Annotated in this window: 18 protein-coding genes and 15 tRNA genes; 23 read left to right on the forward strand and 10 right to left on the reverse strand. The window is 36.9% G+C overall.

Translation table 11 applies throughout. The features are described 5' to 3' along the window. Positions 1-22: 22 nt before the first annotated feature. The 5 genes from ABJN95_RS16720 to ABJN95_RS16740 all read right to left on the reverse strand — a co-directional run bounded on the left by ABJN95_RS16720 (position 23) and on the right by ABJN95_RS16740 (position 8318). Positions 23-745 carry an SMI1/KNR4 family protein gene (locus ABJN95_RS16720; RefSeq protein ID WP_348372087.1) on the reverse strand — a complete coding sequence of 241 codons (723 nt, stop codon included), beginning with the start codon at positions 743-745 and terminating at the stop codon, positions 23-25. Next, positions 742-3180: a DUF4132 domain-containing protein gene (locus ABJN95_RS16725; protein WP_348372089.1), complete on the reverse strand. Its 2439-nt coding sequence runs from the start codon at positions 3178-3180 to the stop codon at positions 742-744. The genes ABJN95_RS16720 and ABJN95_RS16725 overlap by 4 nt, the downstream gene beginning before the upstream one ends. A gap of 63 nt (positions 3181-3243) precedes the next feature. Continuing rightward, positions 3244-3636, reverse strand: coding sequence for a hypothetical protein (locus tag ABJN95_RS16730; protein ID WP_348372090.1), 393 nt, complete (start codon positions 3634-3636; stop codon positions 3244-3246). 118 nt (positions 3637-3754) lie between these two features. Next, on the reverse strand, positions 3755-7201 hold the full coding sequence (locus ABJN95_RS16735; RefSeq protein WP_348372092.1) for a VIT domain-containing protein: 3447 nt from the start codon (positions 7199-7201) through the stop codon (positions 3755-3757). Between the two features lie 100 nt (positions 7202-7301). Next, entirely contained in the window at positions 7302-8318 is a 1017-nt protein-coding gene (locus tag ABJN95_RS16740; RefSeq protein WP_348372093.1) for a WYL domain-containing protein, read from the reverse strand. 162 nt (positions 8319-8480) lie between these two features. Here ABJN95_RS16740 and ABJN95_RS16745 point away from each other — a divergent pair, with 162 nt between their 5' ends. The 22 genes from ABJN95_RS16745 to ABJN95_RS16850 all read left to right on the forward strand — a co-directional run bounded on the left by ABJN95_RS16745 (position 8481) and on the right by ABJN95_RS16850 (position 16946). Continuing rightward, positions 8481-9884, forward strand: coding sequence for an RtcB family protein (locus ABJN95_RS16745; protein WP_348372095.1), 1404 nt, complete (start codon positions 8481-8483; stop codon positions 9882-9884). Next, positions 9835-10254, forward strand: coding sequence for a hypothetical protein (locus ABJN95_RS16750; protein ID WP_348372096.1), 420 nt, complete (start codon positions 9835-9837; stop codon positions 10252-10254). The genes ABJN95_RS16745 and ABJN95_RS16750 overlap by 50 nt, the downstream gene beginning before the upstream one ends. 181 nt (positions 10255-10435) lie before the next feature. Then, the gene (locus ABJN95_RS16755) at positions 10436-10723 is read left to right on the forward strand and encodes a hypothetical protein (protein WP_348372098.1); all 288 of its coding nucleotides are present in this window, start codon (positions 10436-10438) and stop codon (positions 10721-10723) included. Between the two features lie 628 nt (positions 10724-11351). Beyond that, positions 11352-12122 (forward strand): hypothetical protein, encoded by a 771-nt coding sequence (locus ABJN95_RS16760; protein ID WP_348372099.1) that lies wholly within the window; start codon positions 11352-11354, stop codon positions 12120-12122. After that, a complete protein-coding gene (locus tag ABJN95_RS16765) occupies positions 12107-13498 on the forward strand; it encodes an RtcB family protein (RefSeq protein ID WP_348372101.1) in 1392 nt (463 codons plus the stop codon). The genes ABJN95_RS16760 and ABJN95_RS16765 overlap by 16 nt, the downstream gene beginning before the upstream one ends. A 92-nt stretch (positions 13499-13590) precedes the next feature. Beyond that, positions 13591-14283: a peptide chain release factor H gene (gene prfH / locus ABJN95_RS16770; RefSeq protein WP_348372103.1), complete on the forward strand. Its 693-nt coding sequence runs from the start codon at positions 13591-13593 to the stop codon at positions 14281-14283. After that, the gene (locus ABJN95_RS16775) at positions 14274-14819 is read left to right on the forward strand and encodes a hypothetical protein (protein WP_348372104.1); all 546 of its coding nucleotides are present in this window, start codon (positions 14274-14276) and stop codon (positions 14817-14819) included. Before prfH ends, ABJN95_RS16775 begins: the two co-directional genes overlap by 10 nt. Positions 14820-15658: 839 nt before the next feature. Next, positions 15659-15747, forward strand: a tRNA-Ser gene (locus tag ABJN95_RS16780). 4 nt (positions 15748-15751) lie between these two features. Then, positions 15752-15824 (forward strand) — tRNA-Cys (locus ABJN95_RS16785). Between the two features lie 11 nt (positions 15825-15835). Then, positions 15836-15972: transfer RNA gene (locus ABJN95_RS16790), tRNA-OTHER, on the forward strand. Between the two features lie 4 nt (positions 15973-15976). Beyond that, a tRNA-Trp gene (locus tag ABJN95_RS16795) sits at positions 15977-16047 on the forward strand. Between the two features lie 3 nt (positions 16048-16050). Further along, a tRNA-Asp gene (locus tag ABJN95_RS16800) sits at positions 16051-16123 on the forward strand. 5 nt (positions 16124-16128) lie between these two features. Beyond that, a tRNA-Pro gene (locus ABJN95_RS16805) sits at positions 16129-16201 on the forward strand. A 5-nt stretch (positions 16202-16206) separates the two neighbouring features. After that, positions 16207-16277, forward strand: a tRNA-Glu gene (locus tag ABJN95_RS16810). Positions 16278-16282: 5 nt separating this feature from the next. Next, a tRNA-Lys gene (locus tag ABJN95_RS16815) sits at positions 16283-16355 on the forward strand. Positions 16356-16361: 6 nt separating this feature from the next. Beyond that, positions 16362-16435, forward strand: a tRNA-Leu gene (locus tag ABJN95_RS16820). 5 nt (positions 16436-16440) lie between these two features. Continuing rightward, positions 16441-16557 (forward strand) — tRNA-Leu (locus tag ABJN95_RS16825). Positions 16558-16563: 6 nt separating this feature from the next. Further along, positions 16564-16635 (forward strand) — tRNA-Arg (locus ABJN95_RS16830). Positions 16636-16640: 5 nt separating this feature from the next. After that, positions 16641-16712: transfer RNA gene (locus ABJN95_RS16835), tRNA-Gln, on the forward strand. Positions 16713-16717: 5 nt separating this feature from the next. Continuing rightward, a tRNA-His gene (locus ABJN95_RS16840) sits at positions 16718-16792 on the forward strand. 4 nt (positions 16793-16796) lie between these two features. Further along, positions 16797-16869, forward strand: a tRNA-Phe gene (locus ABJN95_RS16845). 4 nt (positions 16870-16873) lie between these two features. Continuing rightward, a tRNA-Arg gene (locus ABJN95_RS16850) sits at positions 16874-16946 on the forward strand. 305 nt (positions 16947-17251) lie between these two features. On the opposite strand, the gene ABJN95_RS16855 is transcribed toward ABJN95_RS16850, so the two are convergent. Next, positions 17252-17575, reverse strand: a complete 324-nt coding sequence (locus ABJN95_RS16855; protein ID WP_348372106.1) for a hypothetical protein — start codon at positions 17573-17575, stop codon at positions 17252-17254. A gap of 226 nt (positions 17576-17801) precedes the next feature. Between ABJN95_RS16855 and ABJN95_RS16860 the strand changes: the two genes are divergently transcribed. Next, positions 17802-18902, forward strand: a complete 1101-nt coding sequence (locus ABJN95_RS16860; RefSeq protein WP_348372107.1) for a slipin family protein — start codon at positions 17802-17804, stop codon at positions 18900-18902. Positions 18903-18939: 37 nt separating this feature from the next. On the opposite strand, the gene ABJN95_RS16865 is transcribed toward ABJN95_RS16860, so the two are convergent. The 4 genes from ABJN95_RS16865 to ABJN95_RS16880 form a co-directional block, all read right to left on the reverse strand. Further along, on the reverse strand, positions 18940-19893 hold the full coding sequence (locus tag ABJN95_RS16865; RefSeq protein WP_348372109.1) for an ADP-ribosylglycohydrolase family protein: 954 nt from the start codon (positions 19891-19893) through the stop codon (positions 18940-18942). Between the two features lie 3 nt (positions 19894-19896). Continuing rightward, positions 19897-20820: a sugar kinase gene (locus tag ABJN95_RS16870; RefSeq protein WP_348372111.1), complete on the reverse strand. Its 924-nt coding sequence runs from the start codon at positions 20818-20820 to the stop codon at positions 19897-19899. A gap of 1 nt (position 20821) precedes the next feature. Then, positions 20822-21838: an SPFH domain-containing protein gene (locus ABJN95_RS16875; protein WP_348372112.1), complete on the reverse strand. Its 1017-nt coding sequence runs from the start codon at positions 21836-21838 to the stop codon at positions 20822-20824. A 122-nt stretch (positions 21839-21960) separates the two neighbouring features. Continuing rightward, positions 21961-22635 carry an NUDIX domain-containing protein gene (locus tag ABJN95_RS16880; RefSeq protein WP_348372114.1) on the reverse strand — a complete coding sequence of 225 codons (675 nt, stop codon included), beginning with the start codon at positions 22633-22635 and terminating at the stop codon, positions 21961-21963. Positions 22636-22644 lie beyond the last annotated feature (9 nt).

Here is a 22644-nt window from a genome sequence, read left to right on the forward strand (position 1 = left end):
TAATCCTTTATTTGAACTTTTATTAACTAAACAGTCTAGCAAAAAAACCTTTCTTCTTTTTCTTAATCACCCAAATCAATTCATTTGGATGTCGTTTGGTTAAATTATTAGGTCCAAATTTCCCCCAAGCAAATCCATCTTTATTCTTTGCTTTTCTCATATCCGCAACTACCCACTCGTTTCCTTCAAATTCGCTCAGAAACTTATTAAATTCTTTGTTGCTAAGTACAAAGGCCTCTTTTTCAAAAATAGAACCGCCGCTTGACCAAATGTCAAATACAACTTTGTCATGTATTTCGTTCAGATAGTTTTCTGATGGAGATTCATAAAACTCAATCAAACCGTTTAGAAACTCATTTAGAGTATCTGAATACTTTACAAAAACAGCTGGGTCATGACATGCATAGTATACTTGCCCAAGGGTTCCGTCGTCCAAAATATCTAGTATCCAAAAATTACCAAATCCATCATGGCCAAGAGTTATAGAGTTTGGAGATAATTCTAAAAATCCGAATTGACCTATTGATGAAAAATCAACTTGCTCCAAACCGTATCCTTCCCATCCTCTTGTCTCCTTCAATATCTCGACAAGCTCGATATCAATAATGTTGCTTGGAAATAAGTTTGAAAGGTCTTTAACTTCAGAATCAGTTAATCCTGCTTGGAAGTCGAGATCGTATTCTTCCCCATCTTCATCCGTAAAGGTTGCTCCTCTTAACTTTTTAATGATTTCGAGATTTTTCATCTATTAATTTGGCTAATTATTGTCCTATCCTTGATTTTCGTGTCTTCAGCTAACATGAATGCCTTACTTAAAATGACCGATAGGGTAGTATCTCCTTCAAAAGGCAAGAATACATTATCCTTACTCTTAGATCTATCAGCTACAATACACAAATATTGATCATTTGGCTTCATTAAGATATTACCACTACCCATATGAATTTTGTAAATTCTTAAACTCCCCTTTACAACAAGAAAATTGCCTTCGAAAGAGCATTGACCAGCAATCTTTAGTTTGGGAATAATATTTTCAAGAAGTTTCTTTCTCTCCTTTCCACTAATGGCAAGATCTCCAAATGAAAAGTCAGACCAATATCCATGAAATCTTTCTTCTCCGCCATCTCTCCAGTTCGGGTCCGCACCAATGCTTGTAACACCAACAAAGAGGTCAACATCTCTCATTGCTTCTGAAAAAACAATAGCTGGAACATTAGCCATATCGACTTGACTTTCTTCATCATAAAACCGTACTTGATCCGTTTGCAAATAATTGAAAATAGCTGATTCATTTGCAGATCCTTCAACACCATCTGCCCAAAATTCTATGCTATATTTCCAAGCAGGTATTTTTAAAGTAGGCGTATTATGAGAGTCCCACTGACCTTGAAGGGTATACCCCCATCCACGCTCTCTACAAAGGGCGATAAAAATATGCTGTCTTAAAATATGTGCAGCAAACCGATTAGAATAACTGTTTGTGTTTTTCTCTGCATCGGTGACAATATATAGTTCACGGTGTGCTTGCTTGAATGGCTGTTTTACTTCATTCGTCTCTAACCAGTTCCGCCAAGATTGGACTTCTTCTACTGAAGCGTTTACCGGGTGCCATAATTCAACTTTGGCGTTTTCAAAACTTTCTAAGATTACTCCATTATAGCTTACAAACTCATTGCTTCTAAAAATAGCGCTGGTAGTCTTGTTGTCTATCGTAAAACTCCAAATCAGTTTCGTGCCAAAAAAACCTAAAAGCTTATTTTCTATATAGAGTTTTTTCCATTGGTCATACTCCCATTCTCGTTTGCCTAAAAAAATCTTTTCTATTCTGCTTTTTTGGGCAGTTAGATTTGATTGAATGTCTTTTATTTTTTTCTTAAAATCTTTTAATTCCTCAGGATAATTATCCTTTACATATTTGGGAATCGACTTAATTTGTTTGCCTTTATCGTTTTGCCATAGTAAACTAAAAGTAGAGCTATTTACAATTACTCCTAACCCTATGTAATTACCAAAATTTTGAATTAATTGGTAGTTGGCATCTAAGCCAAAATCTTGAACGGCAAGTTCTTCAATCTCATCCATGGTTTTTCCCTCGGCTTTGGCGACTCTGCCGATAGCCTTACCAATGGTGTTTCTTACCGATGGGTATTTGATTTTCATTCTAAATTTTGTGAGTCGAGAGATGCCATCTTGGTACGGTAGTTTTGAAAAAGCATAAATACAACCATTACCAAGTTTTACACTGACTGCACCGTGACCTGATAGTTTTTTAAAGCTCCATAATCCTAAATCTTCAATAGATTGATTTAAATCTTTATCATTAATAAGAGCTCCACTCCAAACTGCCGCCCTTAATAATTGAAGGTTCTCATCAGAAACAAAACGAAATTCGTAGCTCCTATCCTTATGTATCTTTTGGAATATGCCGATGATTGCTTCAATCCATAAAATGAAATTTTTTGACAATTCTTTCTTACCAATATTTTCTATTTGTGTATCAGAAGACTTTAGCCAAGAAATGGTAGGTGTACTTTTTTCGCTTCCCTTTGCGAAATGCTTTAAAAGGTTTTGAAAGAGAAGTTGCTTATCTGTTTTAAAAGAACGAATCGTGCTATCAATACTTTTTCCTAATTTATCTCTTGTATCAATAGAGAATTCGGTAGGTTTTTGTCTAATGCTCTTTATGCGCTTAAGAATTTTTTGTTCATCAGAATAGATATAGTTCCGTTTTGAAATTGCGCTTTTAATTACAACTAAACATTGATTTAAGGTAGAATTAAGTCCTTCTTCTTGAGACCTTTGTTGTATTTTACTAAGAATTGGATTAAACGGCCATTCAGAAATATGAAAATAACCTCTTTTCTTAGAGACAAATCCCTTAACAAGATCTAGCAACTCTTCATCGCTAAAACTTAATTCAGAAGACCTTACCGACAGACTCAATGTTCTAGACCATATATCTTTTACCCAATAGGAAGAATTTGCCCATGGCCCGCCGTCATTTGCAAGTCCGTTTTTATTATTGATTAATGCAAAAATGAATTCTTTTTTAAACTCTTCTGGTTTGTTTTTAAGTTCCTTGTACTTAGTTACCCTAGTTAGTTTTACACTATAGTCCTCCCTCTTTTCAAGGGCCTCTTCGGTAAAATCTTTTAAAAATTTACGTACGTCATCACTCACATGGAAAGTAGCCTTTTGCTCTTTTTCATACCCAAATAATTTTTTAAAAGCATCTAACATAGACTATCCTCCAACTAATTGCGTAAGTTTTACAAAACTAATCGCTGTTGTTTTACCTACTAAAACCTCTTGTTCTAAGTCTTCAGCTTGTTGATTATTTATAAGTATGAAATACCCATTCTTTTGAAAGGCATCTAAAGCAGTCCAGATTTGTTTTTCTACATCGATTTTCTTTTCCCTTCTCTTTAGCCGAAACCCATTTAAAGTCTTCTCCGCTTCAGAAGGTTGAATAAGTCCTTTAAAATATTCAGGTAGTTTTTCATTGTAGGATTTCACCTCAGAAGCTACACGGGCGGCAATAAGGTCTTTGACCGTGGTACGTTCGTTTTGAACTGCAATCTCTATTTCATTTAAAATATCTCCTGAGAAGGTGGCATCTTTTATAGTAATAACCATATCATATTTTTCTTGAATGTATTCATTTTTTGACTTTCTACGATAATTTCTCGATGAGATTAATTTAAATCCTAGTAATTGACAGCTTTTACCAATTTCTTTGTAATTCGTTTTAAAATCAAAACTTCAAACTCCCAACCTCAAGTTCATCTTCTTCTTTGTCAAGTCTTACAACCGTTATTTTACGTTCTTCATTTGGCCTGCCGTAATTGGTAAACATTGTAACCTTTAGGAAGGTTGGACCTGATATTTTTTGAACATTATCCGCGTAATAGTCTATCAGAACTTTGTACTGACCATTTGGTGCGTTCTTTAGCATAAATTCCTCTGGTCCATAACCATCCATCATATCTTCTGACATATGACCACCTATATCAGTTTCTGTGTTACTGTAATCTGCTTTTTCGCCTTTCGGATCTTCGACCCATAAATCTATATCCGTGTCGTTATGATTCCAATCGATTACAACTCTAACATCCATGGGAAGGTCTTTAAACTTCTCTTTTTCGGCCTTGTTTAGTTTAAGTCGTTTTCCATATTTATTGACGAGCCTTGTAAGTTCGACAAAGGCAATTTGTTCTATTCCATAGAAACGTTCGTCTTCATCCTTTTCCAATAAATCACCTTTATACAATTTGTTTAGCAAATCATAACTCTTTTGTATTTCACCAGACTGCTCATACGCCAAAGCCAAATCTCTGTACGACTGAGGTTCTTCTGGCCGCAACTCTAATACTTTCTCATACACAATTACAGCAAGTTCATACTGTCTGAAATATTCCAGCTTATACGCTAAAGCCTTCATGATTTCGTGATTGTTCAATTCAACTTCCATTAGATTGGTAAGAATTGTAATGGCTATATTGTATTTTTCTTTTTTCTCAAAAAAGTCAGATACGTCAAGATAAAATGAAGGGCTGTTGGAATAATCATCTCTGATGTCCAGATACTTTTTATAAGCTGATTCAGCGGTTGCCTCTTTTTCTAGAATCTTAATATAGGGAGTATCTGGATTCCATGATTTTAGTTCTATCTTATTCGTTATTTCTTGATTCAATTGCTCTATCGCTTCTTGATTGGATTCTAAGCCTTCCTTTGTGGTTATAATTATAACTCCATTAGAAGCTCTAGCTCCATAAATTGCTGCAGCACTTAACGCTTTCAAAACCTGGATCTCTTCAATATCTTCTGGATTTAAGTCCTGCATCGGATTATTTGCTGCTATTTGCCCGTCCACTATATAAAGTGGATTGCTATTATTAGACATTGAATTCACTCCCCTTACTACAACAGTTGTATTTGAACCTGGCTCTCCAGAATTTTGAGTGATTTGAACCCCTGCTGCCTTGCCTTGTAAGGCTTGAGAAACAACCGAGGTCAATGAACTGGTCATATTTTGCACTCTTTGAACACCATACCCTACAACCACTACCTCTTCTAAATGTGCGGCATCTTCTTCCAATGAAATTGAAATGCTATCGGCATTTCCGATAACAGCATTTGTCGTCGTAAATCCGATATAGGAGAAAACAAGTTCATCACCTTCTTCTGCATTGATGCTGAAATTACCATCAAAGTCAGTTGTTGTTCCGGTCGTAGTTCCTTTTACTAACACATTCGCTGCCGGTAATGGTTCTCCATCAACATCCAAAACTGTACCCGAAATTATTCCTCTAGTTGAATCAATATTGATATTTATTCTAGTGGATGAAGTATGGCTCCTAATACTTTCAGTTGCCATGGTAGTGTCCACATTAGCAGTATTAATTCTTGGTGTGGAAGTATCTTCATTATTTGATGTTTCCTTTCTAGTTTGTTTTACTTTCTTCTTTGGATACTTAGTAGCGTACCATTCCAAAATAGCTGTGTAATCATCAAACAAATCTTCTTTTCTGTCATTTAAGTCTTCAAGCTTATCAACTTCCTCTTCTTCTAAATTTTTAATCCGTTCCTTATATTCAGCTTTCAATTCCTGAGGTGGCTCAATACGATAACGCACATAATCTTCAATTCTATCTAAAATCAACATTGAGGTATAATCTGTTATCAAATGATGGCTTTTTGCAAGTGAAACTATTTTCCCTTTATTTTCCCCTTTGCTCGTATTCAAATGCTTTAGTTTTTGTTTGGCCCATAGTCTTTTGACCAACGCTGTACCATGAGATTTTCTAATTGGAATCTTGATTCGCTCAGTTACTTTTTCACCATAGCCGAATAACAGTTCTATGGAGGTTTCTTCTGAAAATCTCCCTGAAATGGAAAAATCTTTGGAAACGTATGTTTTATTCTTTGGATATACTTCCCAGACCGTACTGTTATGTTTTGCTCCTAAAAATTGAAAGGTCTCTTGTTTTAAAGAATTTATGGCTTCAGTTTGAGGTAATCGAACTAGATTGATATAAGTGCCGCCAGATGAAGTAGCTATTTCTCTTAGCAATTCATGATTTGCAGAAGTTGTCGAATTGATTGTATAAATGGCTTGCTTATTCGTAATAGAGAAATCGCCTAGATTTGCTAATCCATCCGTGAACATAAGTGTTTCGCCCGACTTCTTGAGTAGTGATTTGAACAAATTCATAGATGTGCCCCCATCATAAACAGCTTCTTTCAGTGCTTTTTCCAGTCCTTCCCAATTACCATTCTGAACCTTGAAAACATTGTTTTTATGTATAGAATTACTAAAGGAAATATAATGTACTTCAACGTCTCCGAGGTATTCTAAATATTCACCTAAAATCGATAGCTCTTTACTTACATTTCTATTTCTTAATGAATAAGACGTATCCCACAGCAAGTTGATTTTTTTAGGTTTTTGTTTTAGTCTAGTGTTCGGTTCGAGCTTCTGATTTACATAGAAATAATCTCTGAAGCTTAATATAGTTTCTGTATTGCTTGTATTTGGTAGTTCTACTAGCACAGGGGAAGTTGGAGCATGATTTTGTCTCTCTAAATTTGCAGTGAAAACAGCATTCTTCTTTTTAAAAAAGAAGTTTTCGTAGCTACTACTTTTTATTTTTGGCAGCATCTCTCCATTAAAAACTTGCATTTGTATTGAAAAATTATCTAAAGCTGCCTTTATACCCAATGGCAGTTCAAAGGTTTTATACTCGTTCGATGTTGACAATTCTTGCTCAAAAGTCAAAACAACTTGTTTATGCTTTCTTGGTAATATGGGATATACTCTTGCCTTATAGTTGTTTCCCTCCGTTTTTTCCAATAGGCCTGGGTCAATGTTCTGTCTTACCGTACTTTCAAAAGCAACACGAGCCAATTCCTTTTCCACAATGACTGCGTCACGAAGTTTGCCGTTAACATCCATAGCAAATTGAGAAACTGACTGACCCTCTCCTAAAGGAAATACCAATTCTCCTTCTAAAGTTCTATCTAGTTCGTTATAGAACTTCATATCGTAGGTAGTAGTGGCAAAATTACCAACGATACTTACATCTATTTTTAGATTAGTCAATTTTAATCTACTAGAATCTTTTAACACTATTTCCAAAGACTCTTGGGCAAAAAACTGGGAGCATACGGACAAAAAAAGAAGTGAAATTAGCTTTTTCATGGTTGGTCTGTTTTATTGTTTAATGTAAAACTGGCTCGAAATTATCTTTTATAAAACAGGCATTGAGGGAAAGCTTACTTTGGCTTAGGGAAGTGTAAAACTAACTTTTACTATACAGACTGACAGCTTTTTCCAATTTCTTAGCAATTCGCTTACGAAGTCTTTCTGGTTGAATTACTTCAATAGCATCACCAAAACCTAAAATCAAACGTTCCAATTCAAAGTTGATTTTCACTTTGATATTCACTTCAACACTTCCATCCTCATTTTCTTTTTCAATCACCTGTGAATGATGCAAAGGTTTGGTGATGACATAAGGAGCATTGTATTTGTCAATCCATAATTTGATATTGGAAGCCCGTTCCCCTTGGTTAACGGTCACACCTACTACGTCTTTATAAAAGCTGTCTGCATCAAATTCATAGTTGGAATATGGAGTTGTGAAATGATAGTCAATCGAAATGATTCGGTCAAGGGCAAGATTAACTATGCCTTTGTTCCTATTTCCCATTCCTATCAGGAACCATCGGTTATTAAACTCCTTCAATAAGCACGGATGAAAAGTAATTACATTAGCGGTAGCAGCTTTAAAAGACTTGTACTCCACTTTCAAGACTACTTTTTTCTGAATAGCTTGATACAATTCATCTAACCAATGGAGCCCCTTTAAGTTTTCATTTTTATCCAAATGGATGATTGAAGATTTATGTGTTTTCTCAGTATATACTTTATCTTCTAACCGCTGAATAATTCCACCCAGTTCTGAAAACAAAGAAAAGTCTTTAAACTGCTTTAGCATTTCTACAGTTTCGGAAAGCACATTCATATCATTTTCCGTTATTGGAATATCAGTAATCGAATAATCCTCATCTTCGTATTTGTAATACTTTCTATCATAAGCAACAATTGGAGCATTGTAACCTAGCTTATCACTTCGCATCAACTGAATATCGAGTTGCACTGTTCGTTTGCTTACATTCACTTCCCTACCCTCGTATTCGTATAAGGCATCTGAACAGGCTTCTATCAAATCATTCAGCGTCCATTGACGATAGTTGTTTTGAAGGCACTTGTCAATAGTTTTGTAGCGGATAAGGGCGTTTTTGTTTAGGGCCATCTAGCAGTATTTTTAATGAAAGTAAAAATATAATTTTACTACGCAAAATAATTGCGCACATGAGTCGCAAGTTTGTTCCGGAATCATAAAGAAGCCGGTTCACCGACTTCATGTAGCGCCCCGCCGAACGCTGGAGTCGGTGGGGCTAATTAAAGAAAACTAATGGAACAAAAAGCAACAATTACCGGAAAAGAATTAATCGCCATGGGCTTTAAATCAGGAAAATGGATTCCTGAAGCCTTGGCACATATCAACACCAACCAATTGCAGGGAAATGCCCTTTTAAACTACTTGGAGCAATTCCGTCCAGGACCCATTGTGGATTTACATTCGGAAACAATGACGTACTCAGTGAATATCAAAGCAGAAAACGAATTGGAGGAAAACAATGTAAAGTCGGTTCTTGAATCTATGGATATTTTGATGCGTACGCCTACCCTAGTTAATGGCGCAGTGATGCCTGATGCTTGTCCGGCTGGACCTAAAGGAACGATTCCTGTTGGTGGAGTTGTTGCTGCTAAGAATGCCATTCACCCAGGTATGCACAGCGCGGATATCTGCTGCTCAGTGATGTTGACGGATTTTGGTTCAGCTGACCCAAAGGATGTCTTGAATGCCGCACATGCCAGTACGCATTTTGGTCCTGGTGGACGAGATAGAAATGCCCAGTATCGATTTCCTACTGAATTGTTAGAAGCATTTGAAAGCAATTATTTCCTTAGAGATAATCAAATGATTCAAATTGCGAGAACGCATCTGGGAACACAAGGTGATGGAAACCATTTCTTATTTGTTGGAATTTCCAAAGAAACTGGAAATACCATGTTGATTACCCATCACGGTTCACGTGGTCCTGGTGCTCGTTTGTATACTAAGGGGATGAAAATTGCCGAACGTTTCCGACAAGAGCTTTCTCCGGAAACCTTAAAGCAAAATGCGTGGATTCCCTTTGATACAGAAGAAGGTGAAAACTATTGGCATGCTTTACAAATCATAAGAGCATGGACAAAGAAAAACCATGAAGTTATTCATGATGCCACTTTGGATGCTTTGGGGGTCAAAATTGAAAACCGTTTTTGGAACGAACATAATTTTGTATTCCAAGATGATGATATCTTCTATCATGCAAAAGGAGCTACACCTTTGGATGCCAAGTTTATGCCTGATATTACGGGTCCAAGATTGATTCCTTTGAACATGGCCGAGCCTGTATTAATAGTTGATGGAAATACCACAGCAAAGAATTTAGGTTTTGCGCCTCACGGAGCAGGTCGAAACATGAGTAGAACACAGCATAAGAAAAACAAAGCTGAGTTCACTAATGAAGAAGTATTCTTTGAGGAAACCAAAGGATTGGATGTGCGTTTCTTCTCGAATGAGATTGACGTTTCAGAATTGCCTAGTGCCTATAAAAATGCAGCTACTGTTCGTGACCAAATGAATGAATTTGGTTTGGGTACGGTTCAGGATGAAGTGATGCCTTATGGATGTATCATGGCCGGGGATTGGATGAAGAATGCGCCTTGGAAGAAGAGAAAAAGGGACAGGAATAAAAGAAAAGAATAAAATGGAACTATACTGTAAAAAATGTAACCAAAAATTAACTAAGGGGCCTCTTTCGCAAGCTAAGGTATCTTCAATAAATCATGGTGATGAAAAAGATTTAGTACCTCTTCACCAATATGTTTTTTTGGCTGAAGCAGAATACAACTTTGAAATTCCAATAGATTTTCTTGTTAACAATAAGAGTTTAAACCTTGATAACCATACGGAATCTATAAGATTACAGGGGTGTTGCGGCCCTAGTGAATTTGGTCAATTAAATCAAATCTGTCCAAACTGTAAATCTGAAATAGGCTTGTTAATCGATGATTGCTGGACACCTCGTTTTATAGCAATAGATTCAAACAAAATATCTAAAAAACCTTTGTGGTAGTTCATGCAAAATAAAAAAGTATTATGTTTTTTTATCTAAGCTAACAACCTAACATCGGAATTTTTTGAAAATTCAAGATATTAGTAACATCTTTGCACCAGTTCATTGAAATCGTTCTTTTGAAAAATTTTATCGGATATGCACATCAATAGTGATTTGCATAACTTTTAAAATTTAAAATATGAATTGGAAAATTCAAAAATTACTTGATGGTGAGACCATCATTTCAAAAGAACCCGGTAATTCTATGTTGCCTTTACTTAAATCAAAACAACCGGTGCGCCTTGCGCCCATAAGTTGGGAAGATTGTAAAGTAGGTGACATTGTGTTCTGTAAAGTACGTGGAAACGTCTTTACGCATCTCGTAAAAGGGAAAAGCGACAAACGTGGTTTACTTATTGGTAACAATCACGGTAGAATTAACGGATGGACCAAAAATGTGTATGGTAAAGTAATAGAGATATTATAGGCATCATGCCGCATTTTAACCTTTGAATTTTAAAAGTAAATTATAAAAATATAGTACATGCCAGATTATTTAAATCACATACCGGACGCTGAAAAGCTAGGATTGCATCAAATTGATGGGTAGATACTATTGAAAAAAGATACATAACTAGAGCGTCCAAGAAATTGGGCGCTTTTTTTTGTAAATTTTTTAGAGAATTCTCAAAATTCTAAAAGAATGCCATTTGAAAGCTAAGCATTTGAAAAACAGCAAATTGATAAAATATGCTGCTATCTGTTGAATAACGGACAGGAATACTCATGTTCAAATATTATCATAACTAATTGATAATCAATTAATTATATTGTATTTTTCTTGCGTAATCTAAAAATCCGTTTTAGCTTTGCACCGCAATACAGCAACAAAATTTATTAACTGAAGTATATATGACTTTTTCAAACACATATCAGAAAACACTAAAAGCACCAGGTGCTTTATTAGTGTCGCTTCAGGACTTCTACAATACATAAAGCTACCATAGCTTAATATAGAAAGTCCGAAGCCCTAACGTTTCGGACTTTTTTTATGCCCAAATTTTTCGCGGCAGAACTTTCCGGGATTTACTCAAGTATCATTTAAAACAAAATCAATGCAATTACGCAGACGATTTTGGCATCCAGAGATGCGTCAAAATGACTTAAAAATTTGTAAAACCAAAAATGAATGTGTAGTGAAACCACCACATATCAAATGTAAAAGACAAAAAGAAATTCGTCGTATCCGAAAGAGACAGCGTCAAATATGGGCAGAAAAACGTGCATTGGGGTTTATAGAATTAAGGAAACCTATTCGACATGGTTGGTTTAAAGAAATTGTCATTACTCATCGTGTGGAGAACTATAAAAATAGAGCCGCTATACGAGAGGTGTATGATAAAGTTGAAAAAATATTCTGGGGAAAAACTAAGGAAGAAGCAGAAAGAAAATGGCTTCATGAGACCTCAAAATATCTAATCAACAAGGAGATTCCAACTATCAGTAGGAAACAATACAATCGATTGAGTCATAAAGCAAAATCTTTATGTGTGCCTTTCTACTATATGATTGAAAGTAGAAAGCTGAAGCTTAGATACTATGTGAAAATTCCAAAAGGGGCATATAGAATAAAATTTACAAAAGCTTATATCACTCATAGCAAGCGTATTGACCCAAAATTGGAAAGTGAATGTGCTTTGTTAGAACAACAAACATTGAAACATGGATACTTTGAAGCAAGTGAAAAATTAGATAAATGGAAAGATTGGTGGAAAGTAGAAGAGACTAAAAAGAGAGAGCGAGAAACAAAGCAGAATCTCCTTGGGCTTAGAAATTATTCTATCAATCAATTACTAAAAGATGAAATATCATGGGAAAGAAATTAAGCGGAAAGGACCTAATCAAATTAGGTTTTCCAAAGAACAATAGTATCAATATTACATTAGGTCAAATCAATCGATATCACAAAAGAAAAAAGAAAGAACAGGTATTGATGGAGGCCAAAAAAGTATTGTTGCATCCTGAAAACTATAAAGGTGATGGAGTTTGGGGAAAGATAGCAGAAAGCTTGTTAGATCCAGTTGTGGTCAAAAAACAAGCGCTGAATTCGGCAAGAGCACCTTTCCAAATCTATGGCGAGAACGAAATAGAGGAACAAGCGAAATACCAATTGTATGATGCTTTAAAACTTCCGATTTCTGTTGCTGGGGCTTTAATGCCCGATGCGCATAGTGGTTATGGATTGCCTATCGGGGGTGTCTTGGCCACTAAGAATGCGGTTATTCCATATGGAGTTGGTGTTGATATCGGTTGCCGAATGTGTTTGACTATTTATCCGATTCCGGTTTCTTACCTCAAAGGAAAGAAACATCAATTGGCAAATATGCTCTCGGAGCATACCAAGTTCGGAATGCGGGAAACCCATAAGATAAAGCATGACCACAAAATCTTTGAGCGTGATGAATTCAAAAACATTCCGCTGGTAAAAAGATTAAAGGACAAAGCGTACAAGCAATTAGGAACCTCAGGTGGTGGAAATCACTTTGTAGAATTCGGAAAGGTCACTATTACAGATGACAAGAACAAATGGGGTTTGAAATTGGGCGAATATCTGGGTGTGCTTTCCCATAGTGGTTCAAGAGGATTAGGTGCAAACATTGCAAAACATTACACCTATTTGGCAACAAAGCAATGTCCGTTACCCAAACATGTACAGCATTTGGCATGGTTGGATTTGAATACACATGACGGACAAGAGTATTGGCTCGCTATGAATTTAGCGGGTGACTACGCAAAGGCATGTCATGATGATATTCACGCAAGACTTGCCAAGCTTTTAGGAGCAAAGCCTGTGGTTAAAATAGAGAACCATCACAATTTTGCATGGAAACAGGACGTAAATGGTGCCGAGTGTATTGTGCATAGAAAGGGAGCAACTCCCGCCGCTAAAGGCGAGTTGGGAATTATTCCAGGGTCAATGACAGCACCGGGTTACATCGTAAAAGGTTTGGGCAATACAGAGAGTTTAAACTCTGCTTCCCATGGTGCTGGACGGCTTTTTTCAAGGCGAAAATGTAAAGAAACGTTTACACGAAGCGAAATTAAAAAGCAATTAGAGGCAAACGAAGTAACACTAATTGATGGAGGAATTGACGAAGCACCCATGGCCTACAAAAACATTGAAAAGGTCATGTCAAATCAACAAGAATTGGTTGAAGTACTCGGAACCTTTACACCCAAAATAGTACGAATGGATAAATAACAGATAGTAGTTAGCGACGGTATTCATAAAGCATATTGAAAACCTAAGATTATTGGAATACCAACGCTAGCTGCTTCTTTTAAAGAAATAAAATGGAAAAGATAATTCAAATAACAGCAGGTAGAGGCCCAGCGGAATGTAGCTGGGTCGTTGCCCAAGTACTCAAGCGATTTTTGGAAGAGACCAAATCGGGAGGATTTAAACATAGTATCCTCCATCGAGAAACAGGAAGCCAAAACGGAACAGTACAATCAGTGACTATCCGCTTGACAGGAAAAAATATGGAAGCATTTTTAGCAACTTGGTTGGGTACTATTCAGTGGATAGGCGTTTCAACATTTCGAAAATACCATAAACGAAAGAATTGGTTTATCGGGGCTTTCGAATTGAAACAAACGCAAACTACGAAAGTGGATGAGCAAGATATTTCGTTTCAAACCATGCGGAGCACCGGTCCTGGCGGCCAGAATATCAACAAGGTTAATTCTGCTGTTCGGGCAATTCATACCCCCACAGGGGTACAAGTAGTTGCCATGGATAGTCGTTCGCAACATCAAAACAAAAAACTTGCGATAGCCCGATTAAAAGAAAAAGTAAACGAGGCTAACATAGAAAAGCTGAAAGAACGGATGACGGACCAATGGGAAAATCATCTGAATATAGAACGCGGAAATCCGGTTCGGGTTTTTAAGGGAAAGGATTTCAAATATAAAAAAGAAAGCAAAAGCTTTAAACCAAAACGGCAAAAGCTAAAAAACGATTTAAAACAACAAAAATGGGACTAACAATAGCCGACACTTATTATTTAAAAGCAAAGGCAGCATCTGGTTACGATTGGGACGAAGTTTGTGAATCACTGAACTACGCCCTATCATACAATGAAAATCATTGTGCCGCCCTTTGTCTTCTAGGTAAAGTATATGCAGGAAACTTGAATCAGTATACTGAAGCTTTCGATTGCTTTGACAAAGTAATTGCTATTGATAGTCAGTATATGGATGTTTATCCTGTCTACGCAAAATATCTTATTTGGGCTGATGAAATTGAAAGAGCAACTAAACTAATTGCTTTTGCTCTCACCATAAAAGGCATATCAAAAGGAAGTTTATTTTGGCTTTCCGCGTATGCATCTGAAACCAAGGAAGCCTATAAAGATGCGCTGAAGCAGCTTAAGAAAGCTAAAAAGTATTCATACAATGATGACTATTTCTCATTTATTGAGGATGAAGAGAATAGAATTAAGAAAAAGTTGAAATTGGATAAATCCAAATCAAAAAAGAAGAAATCATCATCTAAAAAAAGGAAGAAAAAGAATAAATAGTAGTAACAAAACGTTTAAAAATAACATCTTTGTAAAACAAATGACACCGAGAAAGTTACATATCATCCAACAAATAGAGCTTTGGCTCTGCGATTTTCGCTCAGAATATAGTGAGCGAAACGGGCGCTATGTGACTTTATCCAACAGTTGATTCTATGAAATAACTCGATTAAGCGATAAAATGAAAGCGTCCAATTGTAATTGGACGCTTTTTTTGTGGAATTTTTTAAAGTAAAATGTGAAAAGTAGTAAACTAATAAAATAGCATAGTTGAAACAGAAAACAATTGGTAGACAGACAGTTGTAATAAATGTTCAAAGTCCGCAATATGACGGACAGGGATTCTATTATTCATATTTTAATGTAACTATCTGATTATCAATAAATTAAATTAATTTTTTCTTGTATAATTTAAAAATCGTTTTCATCTTTGCACCGTCATAAATTATAAACCCATACAAATGGAATCTTTAAAAAGACATATACAATTATTGGAACTACATCTCTGTTCGCCGAAATGGTTTGAACGGTTTTATAGTGATCAACTGTCCATTTGTAAACAAAGGAGAAATACGTGTATCATGTGTTGACGTCATAGACAACATTCACATATGTATAGAGCATCTCCGATAAAGAGATGCTTTTTTTATGCGCGTTAGATTTTGAGAAAAGGAAGAGCAAGCCAAAGGGCGGTGGCCACCCTCTTGGCCCGAGCTGGGCTAGCGAATAAATGAAAAACGTTCTAAAATAAAAAATATGAATAAAAGCATTAGTAGATAATGGCTCATAAAGATTCTTTTCGAATCTAGCAAATTGAGACCCCCACGGCTGAAGCAACTGGAGGGTAGGCAAATATTGGTTTGTTGCGCTCGCCTGCTAAGCGAGTCTGCTTAAGGCAGTGAAGGTTCAATTCCTTTGCCCTCCGCCAAATTGACAAGGTGGCTGAATGGTTAAGGCAATGGTCTGCAAAATCATTTTTTATGAGTTCGAATCTCATCCTTGTCTCTAAATATTATGGAAGTATTGAGCAATTGGCTGGCTCGCCTGACTGAAATGAGTTTACGAATTCAACGAGACAAATAAAAACAATAGAAATGAACGAGTTAAAATCAGGTTCAGAAATGACATGTAGGTTCGAGTCCTGCTGCTTCCACAACGCGTCTGTGGTGTAATGGTAGCATCTGGGTCTCCAAAACCTATGATTGAGGTTCGAATCCTTACGGACGCGCAAAGTACCGTAGTTCAAAGGCTAGAGCGCCCGACTGTCTATCGGGAAGGTACGGGTTCGAGTCCCGTCGGTACTGCGAAACTGGGAAGATAACGGTGGTTAGTTTACCCGCTTTGGAAGCGGGAGGTCGCAAGTTCGAATCTTGCTTCTCAGACTTTTGCTCTGTTCGTATAATGGTAGTACGCCTGACTTTCTATCAGGAAACAGGGGTTCGATTCCCCTACAGAGTACAAAATGAGGTATAACTCAGTTGGTAGAGTACCGTGCTTTTAACACGGGAGTCTTAGGTTCGAATCCTAATGCCTCAACGATTTGCAGGGATGGCCAAAATGGTAAAGGCGCCTGACTTAGAATCAGGTATTTGAGAGTTCGAATCTCTCTCCCTGTACGAATACCCCACTAGCCCAACTGGCAGAGAGTGGCGAGAAGAAACACGGTTTCTGCGAAGGTACCGAACGGAGTTCTGGACTTAAAATCCTTAAAGTCCAAGTTCGAATCTTGGGTGGGGTACATAATAAGCTTATGGTGTAATGGATAGCACGCAGGATTTCTAACCCTGAGGTATGAGTTCAAATCTTGTTAGGCTTACAAATAGACCCGTGATGTAATGGTTAGCATACAAGGTTTTGATCCTTGTCGTAAAGGTTCAAGTCCTTTCGGGTTTTCAAATGGTGTCTCTAGCTTATTTGGTAAAGCGCCCCGCTGTGAACGGGAAGAATAGGGTTCGAGTCCCGGAGTACACCCAAAAGGGAACAGTAGCAAAGATGGTCAATGCGGCGGATTGAAGATCCGACGATACAGGTTCGAGTCCTGTCTGTTCCACAACAGGAGTGTAGTTCAATTGGACAGAACGCTGGGCTACGAACCTAGAAATGCGAGTTCGAGTCTTGCTACTCCTACTAAAATAAAAGAAATTTTAGCTACGCATAATCATTGCGCAGTTGTGTTTCAGCTTTGCAGGGTAATTAAAAACAAACGAATTGGAAAACATAGTTTGTGATAGTGCCTCGCTTTAACAAGGAGTAAAGCGAGGCTTAAAAAAGTTCATTGAAAAGAAATTTCTGCTTAGGCAGAATTAACAATATCAAGCTGGTCTTGTTGGGTGTTTCTGTATAGCACTATTGTGTGAAGTTTTACTGAGAAGTATTAGGTCTTCATATGCAACTTGACTTGAAGGTTTTGGCTGTTTTCCAAAAAATAGTCACTACTCTGTAGGACATGGGTTCGATTCCCATTCTCGTTTTTGACGAGGTAGTTCAGTGGTAAGAACAACAGACGTAGGTGTCGCGGGTTCGATTCCCGTCAGGTATAAAAACCTGTAGCTCAGTGGGTAGAGCACTACACTTTTAATGTAGGTTATGGACTCAAAATCCATTTTCAAGAAGAAGGTCACTTGTAAAAAGACCACCGGACGGTCACTCCGTATAATTGACAAAAAGCCGTAGGTATAGGTCGGTTGGTTTTTCTTCGGATGAATCAACAGTCTTGAAACTACTTTGAAATACTGAATTTTTGATGTGAAAGGCAATTTCTTTTTTGAATATCCTTCCCTCGGAAAAACCAATAAATAGTATTGGAGACCGACTGAAGCATACTAAAAAACAAATTGTAAAGAACTTCGAAAACCAATATTTCCGTATCGAATAGATGAGTTATAGTTGCGGTTTTTTAAAAGAGAAAAACAAATTAATAATAAATGAAAATAGTTTAACCCGTTCGTCCGTCAATCGACTGGCGGACACAAATTTTAAGTAATGAAAAGAGTAAGAATCAATGCAGGAAAAGTAGGTTTGGTCTTCAAAAGAGGCGATTACCAAAAAGTTATTACCCAAGGTACACACTGGGTAGGTTTTCAAAATATGGTTAAGGTCTATGACCTTACCAAAGCCTTTGTCGCTCCTATAGCATTAGAAATCTTGCTAAAGGACCAAGGATTGGAAGCTATGTTGCATATCATCGAAGTTAAGGATGCCGAATTGGCCTTGGTTTCTGAAAACGGAAACTTGAAACAAGTCCTTACCGCTGGTAAGTACGCTTTCTGGAAAGGTCTGATAAACTTCGAGTTCGTTATGGCGGACTTGAGTAAGATCTATATCACAGAAGCTATCAGCAAAGCAATGCTGAGCCATCCTCAGTTGCGAGCGTATGTTCGTACTTTGGAAGTTGCGGCATATGAGAAAGCTGTCCTCTTGGTTGATGATGTTTATGTCAAAACACTGGAAAGTGGTACCTACCATTTCTGGAAGAACGACATTTCCATCAAAATCGCCAGAGCGGATATGCGTCAATTGCAATTGGAAATTTCTGGTCAAGAATTGTTGACTAAAGACAAGGCCGCTATTCGTATCAACTTCTATACACAGTATAAAGTTGTTGATATCGAAAAGGCTTTGCTAGGTAGCAAAGACTATGAAAAGCAATTGTACATTGCTATGCAGCTGGTATTGCGCGCCTATATTGGCACCTATACCCTGGATGAGCTTCTAGAGCGAAAAGAAAGCATCGCAGAAGCGGTATTTGCAGATATCAAAACGACTGCTATCCAATTGGGTGTTGAAGTTTTGAGTTGCGGTATTCGTGATGTAATCTTGACTGGTGAAATGAAAGACATCATGAACCAGGTTTTGGTTGCCCAAAAGAGAGCTCAGGCGAATATCATTACTCGACGTGAAGAGACTGCGTCTACCAGAAGCTTGCTGAACACCGCAAAGTTGATGGAAGACAACGAAATGCTCTTCAAGCTGAAGGAAATGGAATACGTTGAAAAGATCGCCGAAAAAATCGGTGAGATTACCGTCTCTGGTAACGGAGGTATGGTAAAACAATTGAAGGAGATTTTCTCCGTCAATAAGTAGGTTGGTTAGAATGCGTCAATGTGAGTTGGCGCATTTTTTATTTCCATTTTTCTTCAAGTCGATTAGCCAGTTCTTCTATTTGTTTTGTCATTACTAAACCATCAAGCCAATTTTCGGGAAACGATTCATAGCCATAATAAATACCAGCCAATCCACCAGTAATTGCAGCTGTAGTATCAGTATCTTCTCCTAGATTCACGGCTTTTAAAATACAGTCTTTATAGTTTTCACTCTTCAAAAAACACCATAAAGAAGCCTCCAAGCTATCAACTGCATAACCACTTGATTTAATTTCATTCCTATCTAAATCTTGAATATTGTTTGTAATAATTCTATCAAATTGTTGTGTTTCTCTTGTAACGATTTCACGTTCTTGAAAGAATTTATTAATTCGTGTTCTTGTATTAAAATAGGCTGTCGCTTTTTCTCTTTCTTCCAGTAACTCATCTACTAAAACTAAATATATTAAGCAGGATATCGCTGCCCTGATATGACCGTGTGTTAATGCAGAAACTTCCCATATAATTTCAAATCCTTTTTCAACACCTTCGCCCTTTAAAACATGATAAAGCGGAAGTATTCGCATAAGCGAACCATTTCCATTTGTGAATTCATCTACTTCATACCTTAAGTATTTCAGGCTTTCCCAATCCTTATCTTGATTGATTTGAATTAATTGATTTATGGCTTTCATTGTTTGAATACCTATATCAAAAACTTCATCATGCGCTGTCCATTTAGCATTGAGTTTCCATGCGATAAACTGCTTCGCAATATCAGCTAAATCAAAACCGTCACATAAGCTATCGGCTAAACAAAAAGTAAGTGAGCTATCATCTGACCAAGTTCCTGGTGGTTGATGGTGAGTACCGAATCCTCGCATGTCGGTAACTGGGCTTTTATCCAGCACAACTCGAGAATGAAATTCAACAGGCACTCCAATGGCGTCCCCAATGGCTAAACCTAAAATTCCATCCTTAATAGTTTTCATAATTTAGATTATCAGGTTAGCCTTTTCTTTTGCTACTCCTATTTCAACGATACTTCCTGAATTAAAGTTCAAAAAATCAGATTCAATTCCATCACTAAAAATCACTCCTTTAGTTGGCATCTTAGATTCAATTTTTAAAGATTTTCCTCTTTTAATAGTTCCATAACCCAAGTCAATCTGGGACATTTTACTAAGGAATGGCTCACGAACCACAAATAACAACTTATCATCTTCCCAATCCAATCCAGAATCAAACTCTCTCTTCTGATTATAAAAATAGCTGTTAATATTGTTCGTCATATTAAAGACAGAACTAATCCAACCCGTAGAACCGGCACCTGTTGAAACCAAAATACCACTGGAAGATTGGCTTTCCCTTTTTCCTCCAAATTCAAGACTATATCGAGAAGATATATGCGAAGCGGCCCCAATATAAAAATCGTTAAATGCTAAAAGAGATTGTCCATCATTCATTGTTGCCTTTGCCATAGTTACCATTTTCGATTTATGATTTCCATGAACAAAACTATTTATTGCTGTTAGAAAAGTCTCTGGGTTATGAGGTAATAAAACACCATCATAACGTTCTGCATCTGGGTTAACGGCCACTATTGGTAAGCCGTTTACATACTTGGCTGTATTGGCAACCAATCCGTCTTGTCCTATAACAACAATTAAATCTCCATCCGCGAACATATAGGTTGGTAAAAATGAGCGGAATAAGACCTTATGCTTGAACAAAGGGGAGATAGATTTTTCCACTTGACTTAGTGAAGCGTAAAACGTATCATGTTCGTTTTCATAGAAACCGAAATCTTCTCCCGATCGCTCTAGATAAAACTTGGCTTGAGCTTTTGAGTTGAAACGCTCTATGAGCTGCTCTAGCCTTGTTTTATCTCTAACGACTATTACCTTATCTAGTTCCATATTACTTGGTCTTGGTGCTCATTATAGACTCCAATAATTCTGGTGAAATATTTAGGTTGCCAATTTTATCGGCATTCTCGGCCAATTCTCTAAACGCAAGAGCAATGTGGTTTCTTGGGTCCACACCTTCTGAATTGATTGCCATAAGCGTTTTCCAATCCAGTTCTTTATAAGGACGAAGATTAGCGTGCAAGACATACTCTTTGACATCAGCTTCTTTTTTCTCGTTTTCCACCTTTATTTCGATTAACTTCTGTTTGCTATCCTCAAGTGAAATGTTGGAAGCCATATCCATTTCTTTAAGCTTCTGCTCATTTTCTTGTTTCACCACTTCCGTTTCCATTTGCTTTTCAGCAATCTGTTTTTGTTTCTCCTCAATAGCAATTTCAGTATTCAATTCGGTTTCCTTAATAATACGCTCCTGTTCAACCGCAAAGTTTCGTCGTTCATAGATAGCTTGATCCGCTTCTTTTTGAAGAGACTCTCGCATTTGGGCTTCCAATGCTCTAGCCATCTCGGGATTCGGTGTTACCCCTAAAACATTCACACTCAAGATTTCAAGTCCGAGCATATTCACAGTTTTAGAATTTTGAACACTGTCCATAATCTGTGTTTCTATTTGCTGCAGTTGACGCAGTGCTTCTTTCAAGCTCAATTTTTGTATAACTCCGGCACTAGCAGTTTGGGCTTCATTAATAATACGTTGTTGAATTTTCTCATTATCATCTTTTACATAATAACCCTTACTATCTACTGTAAAGTCAAGAACTTCTGCTAATTGCTTCGGGTCTTTTACCTTATAGGTTATTTGCCCTTGAATAGAAACTTCTTGGTAGTCTTTCGTTGTTTCGTTAAAAATGAACTGAAAATCTTTACTCTCCATAGGAATAGAAACTATGGAAGAGTTAGGAGCAAAGTAGAAAAAAGATAATCCCCTTCCCTCATTCTTAGTTTTTCCATTTTTAAAATGGATAACATAATTCATTGAATCGAATTTGATATAGTTTATTCCGAACATAATATATAGTTTTAAAAATTAATTTGTGTATTTATTACGCAAATATAAAATGTGTTTTTGAATAACACAAGATATTTTGTGTTTTTTTTACGCAAATTAAAATTCAGAGCTTGTAGATAAGGCTATATTTCGAAGATGATACCTTCCTTTTTCAGTTGGAAATAGCGTTTCTTATTAAAGCTAAAAAGGCTGGCAGGCCTACCTCTTCCTATAGAAACCTTCTCGTCTAATTCATCTAAAACTTTCAGGCTAGTAATTTTCTTTTTGAAATTTCTTCTGTCAATTTCACGATCCAGCAGGGTGGTATAAAGTTTTTCTAAATCGGAAAAAGGGAACTTTTTATCGAGTAACTCAAATCCGATAGGCTCATAAGTAATTTTTCCTTGTAGTCTTTCAATAGCAATTTTTAAAATTTTCTTGTGGTCAAAAGCCAACTTAGGCAACTTTTTGATATCGAACCATTCTGCTTTTTTTGCATCAGTAGACGCGGTCAACTTGAAGGCGTTTGGTTTGACCAATCCGAAGTAAGCTACTGAGACTACTCTACCCCTTGGGTCTCGCCCTAAATCTCCAAAGGTGTATAATTGTTCCAAGTAGTTAATTCTAGCACCCGTCTCTTCCGACAATTCTCTTTGAACTGCTTGCTCTAAATCTTCATTTTCCAATACAAAGCCTCCTGGCAAAGCCCAACCATCTTTGAAGGGTTCGTATTTACGTTTAACCAGAAGCACAGATATATTCCCCGAATCATAACCAAATACTACTGCGTCTACGGTAAGTTTAATTTTGTTTTTCAAGATATGTGT

This window comes from Maribacter sp., from assembly GCF_039974175.1.
In the GTDB taxonomy this organism is placed as follows: Bacteria; Bacteroidota; Bacteroidia; order Flavobacteriales; family Flavobacteriaceae; genus Maribacter_C.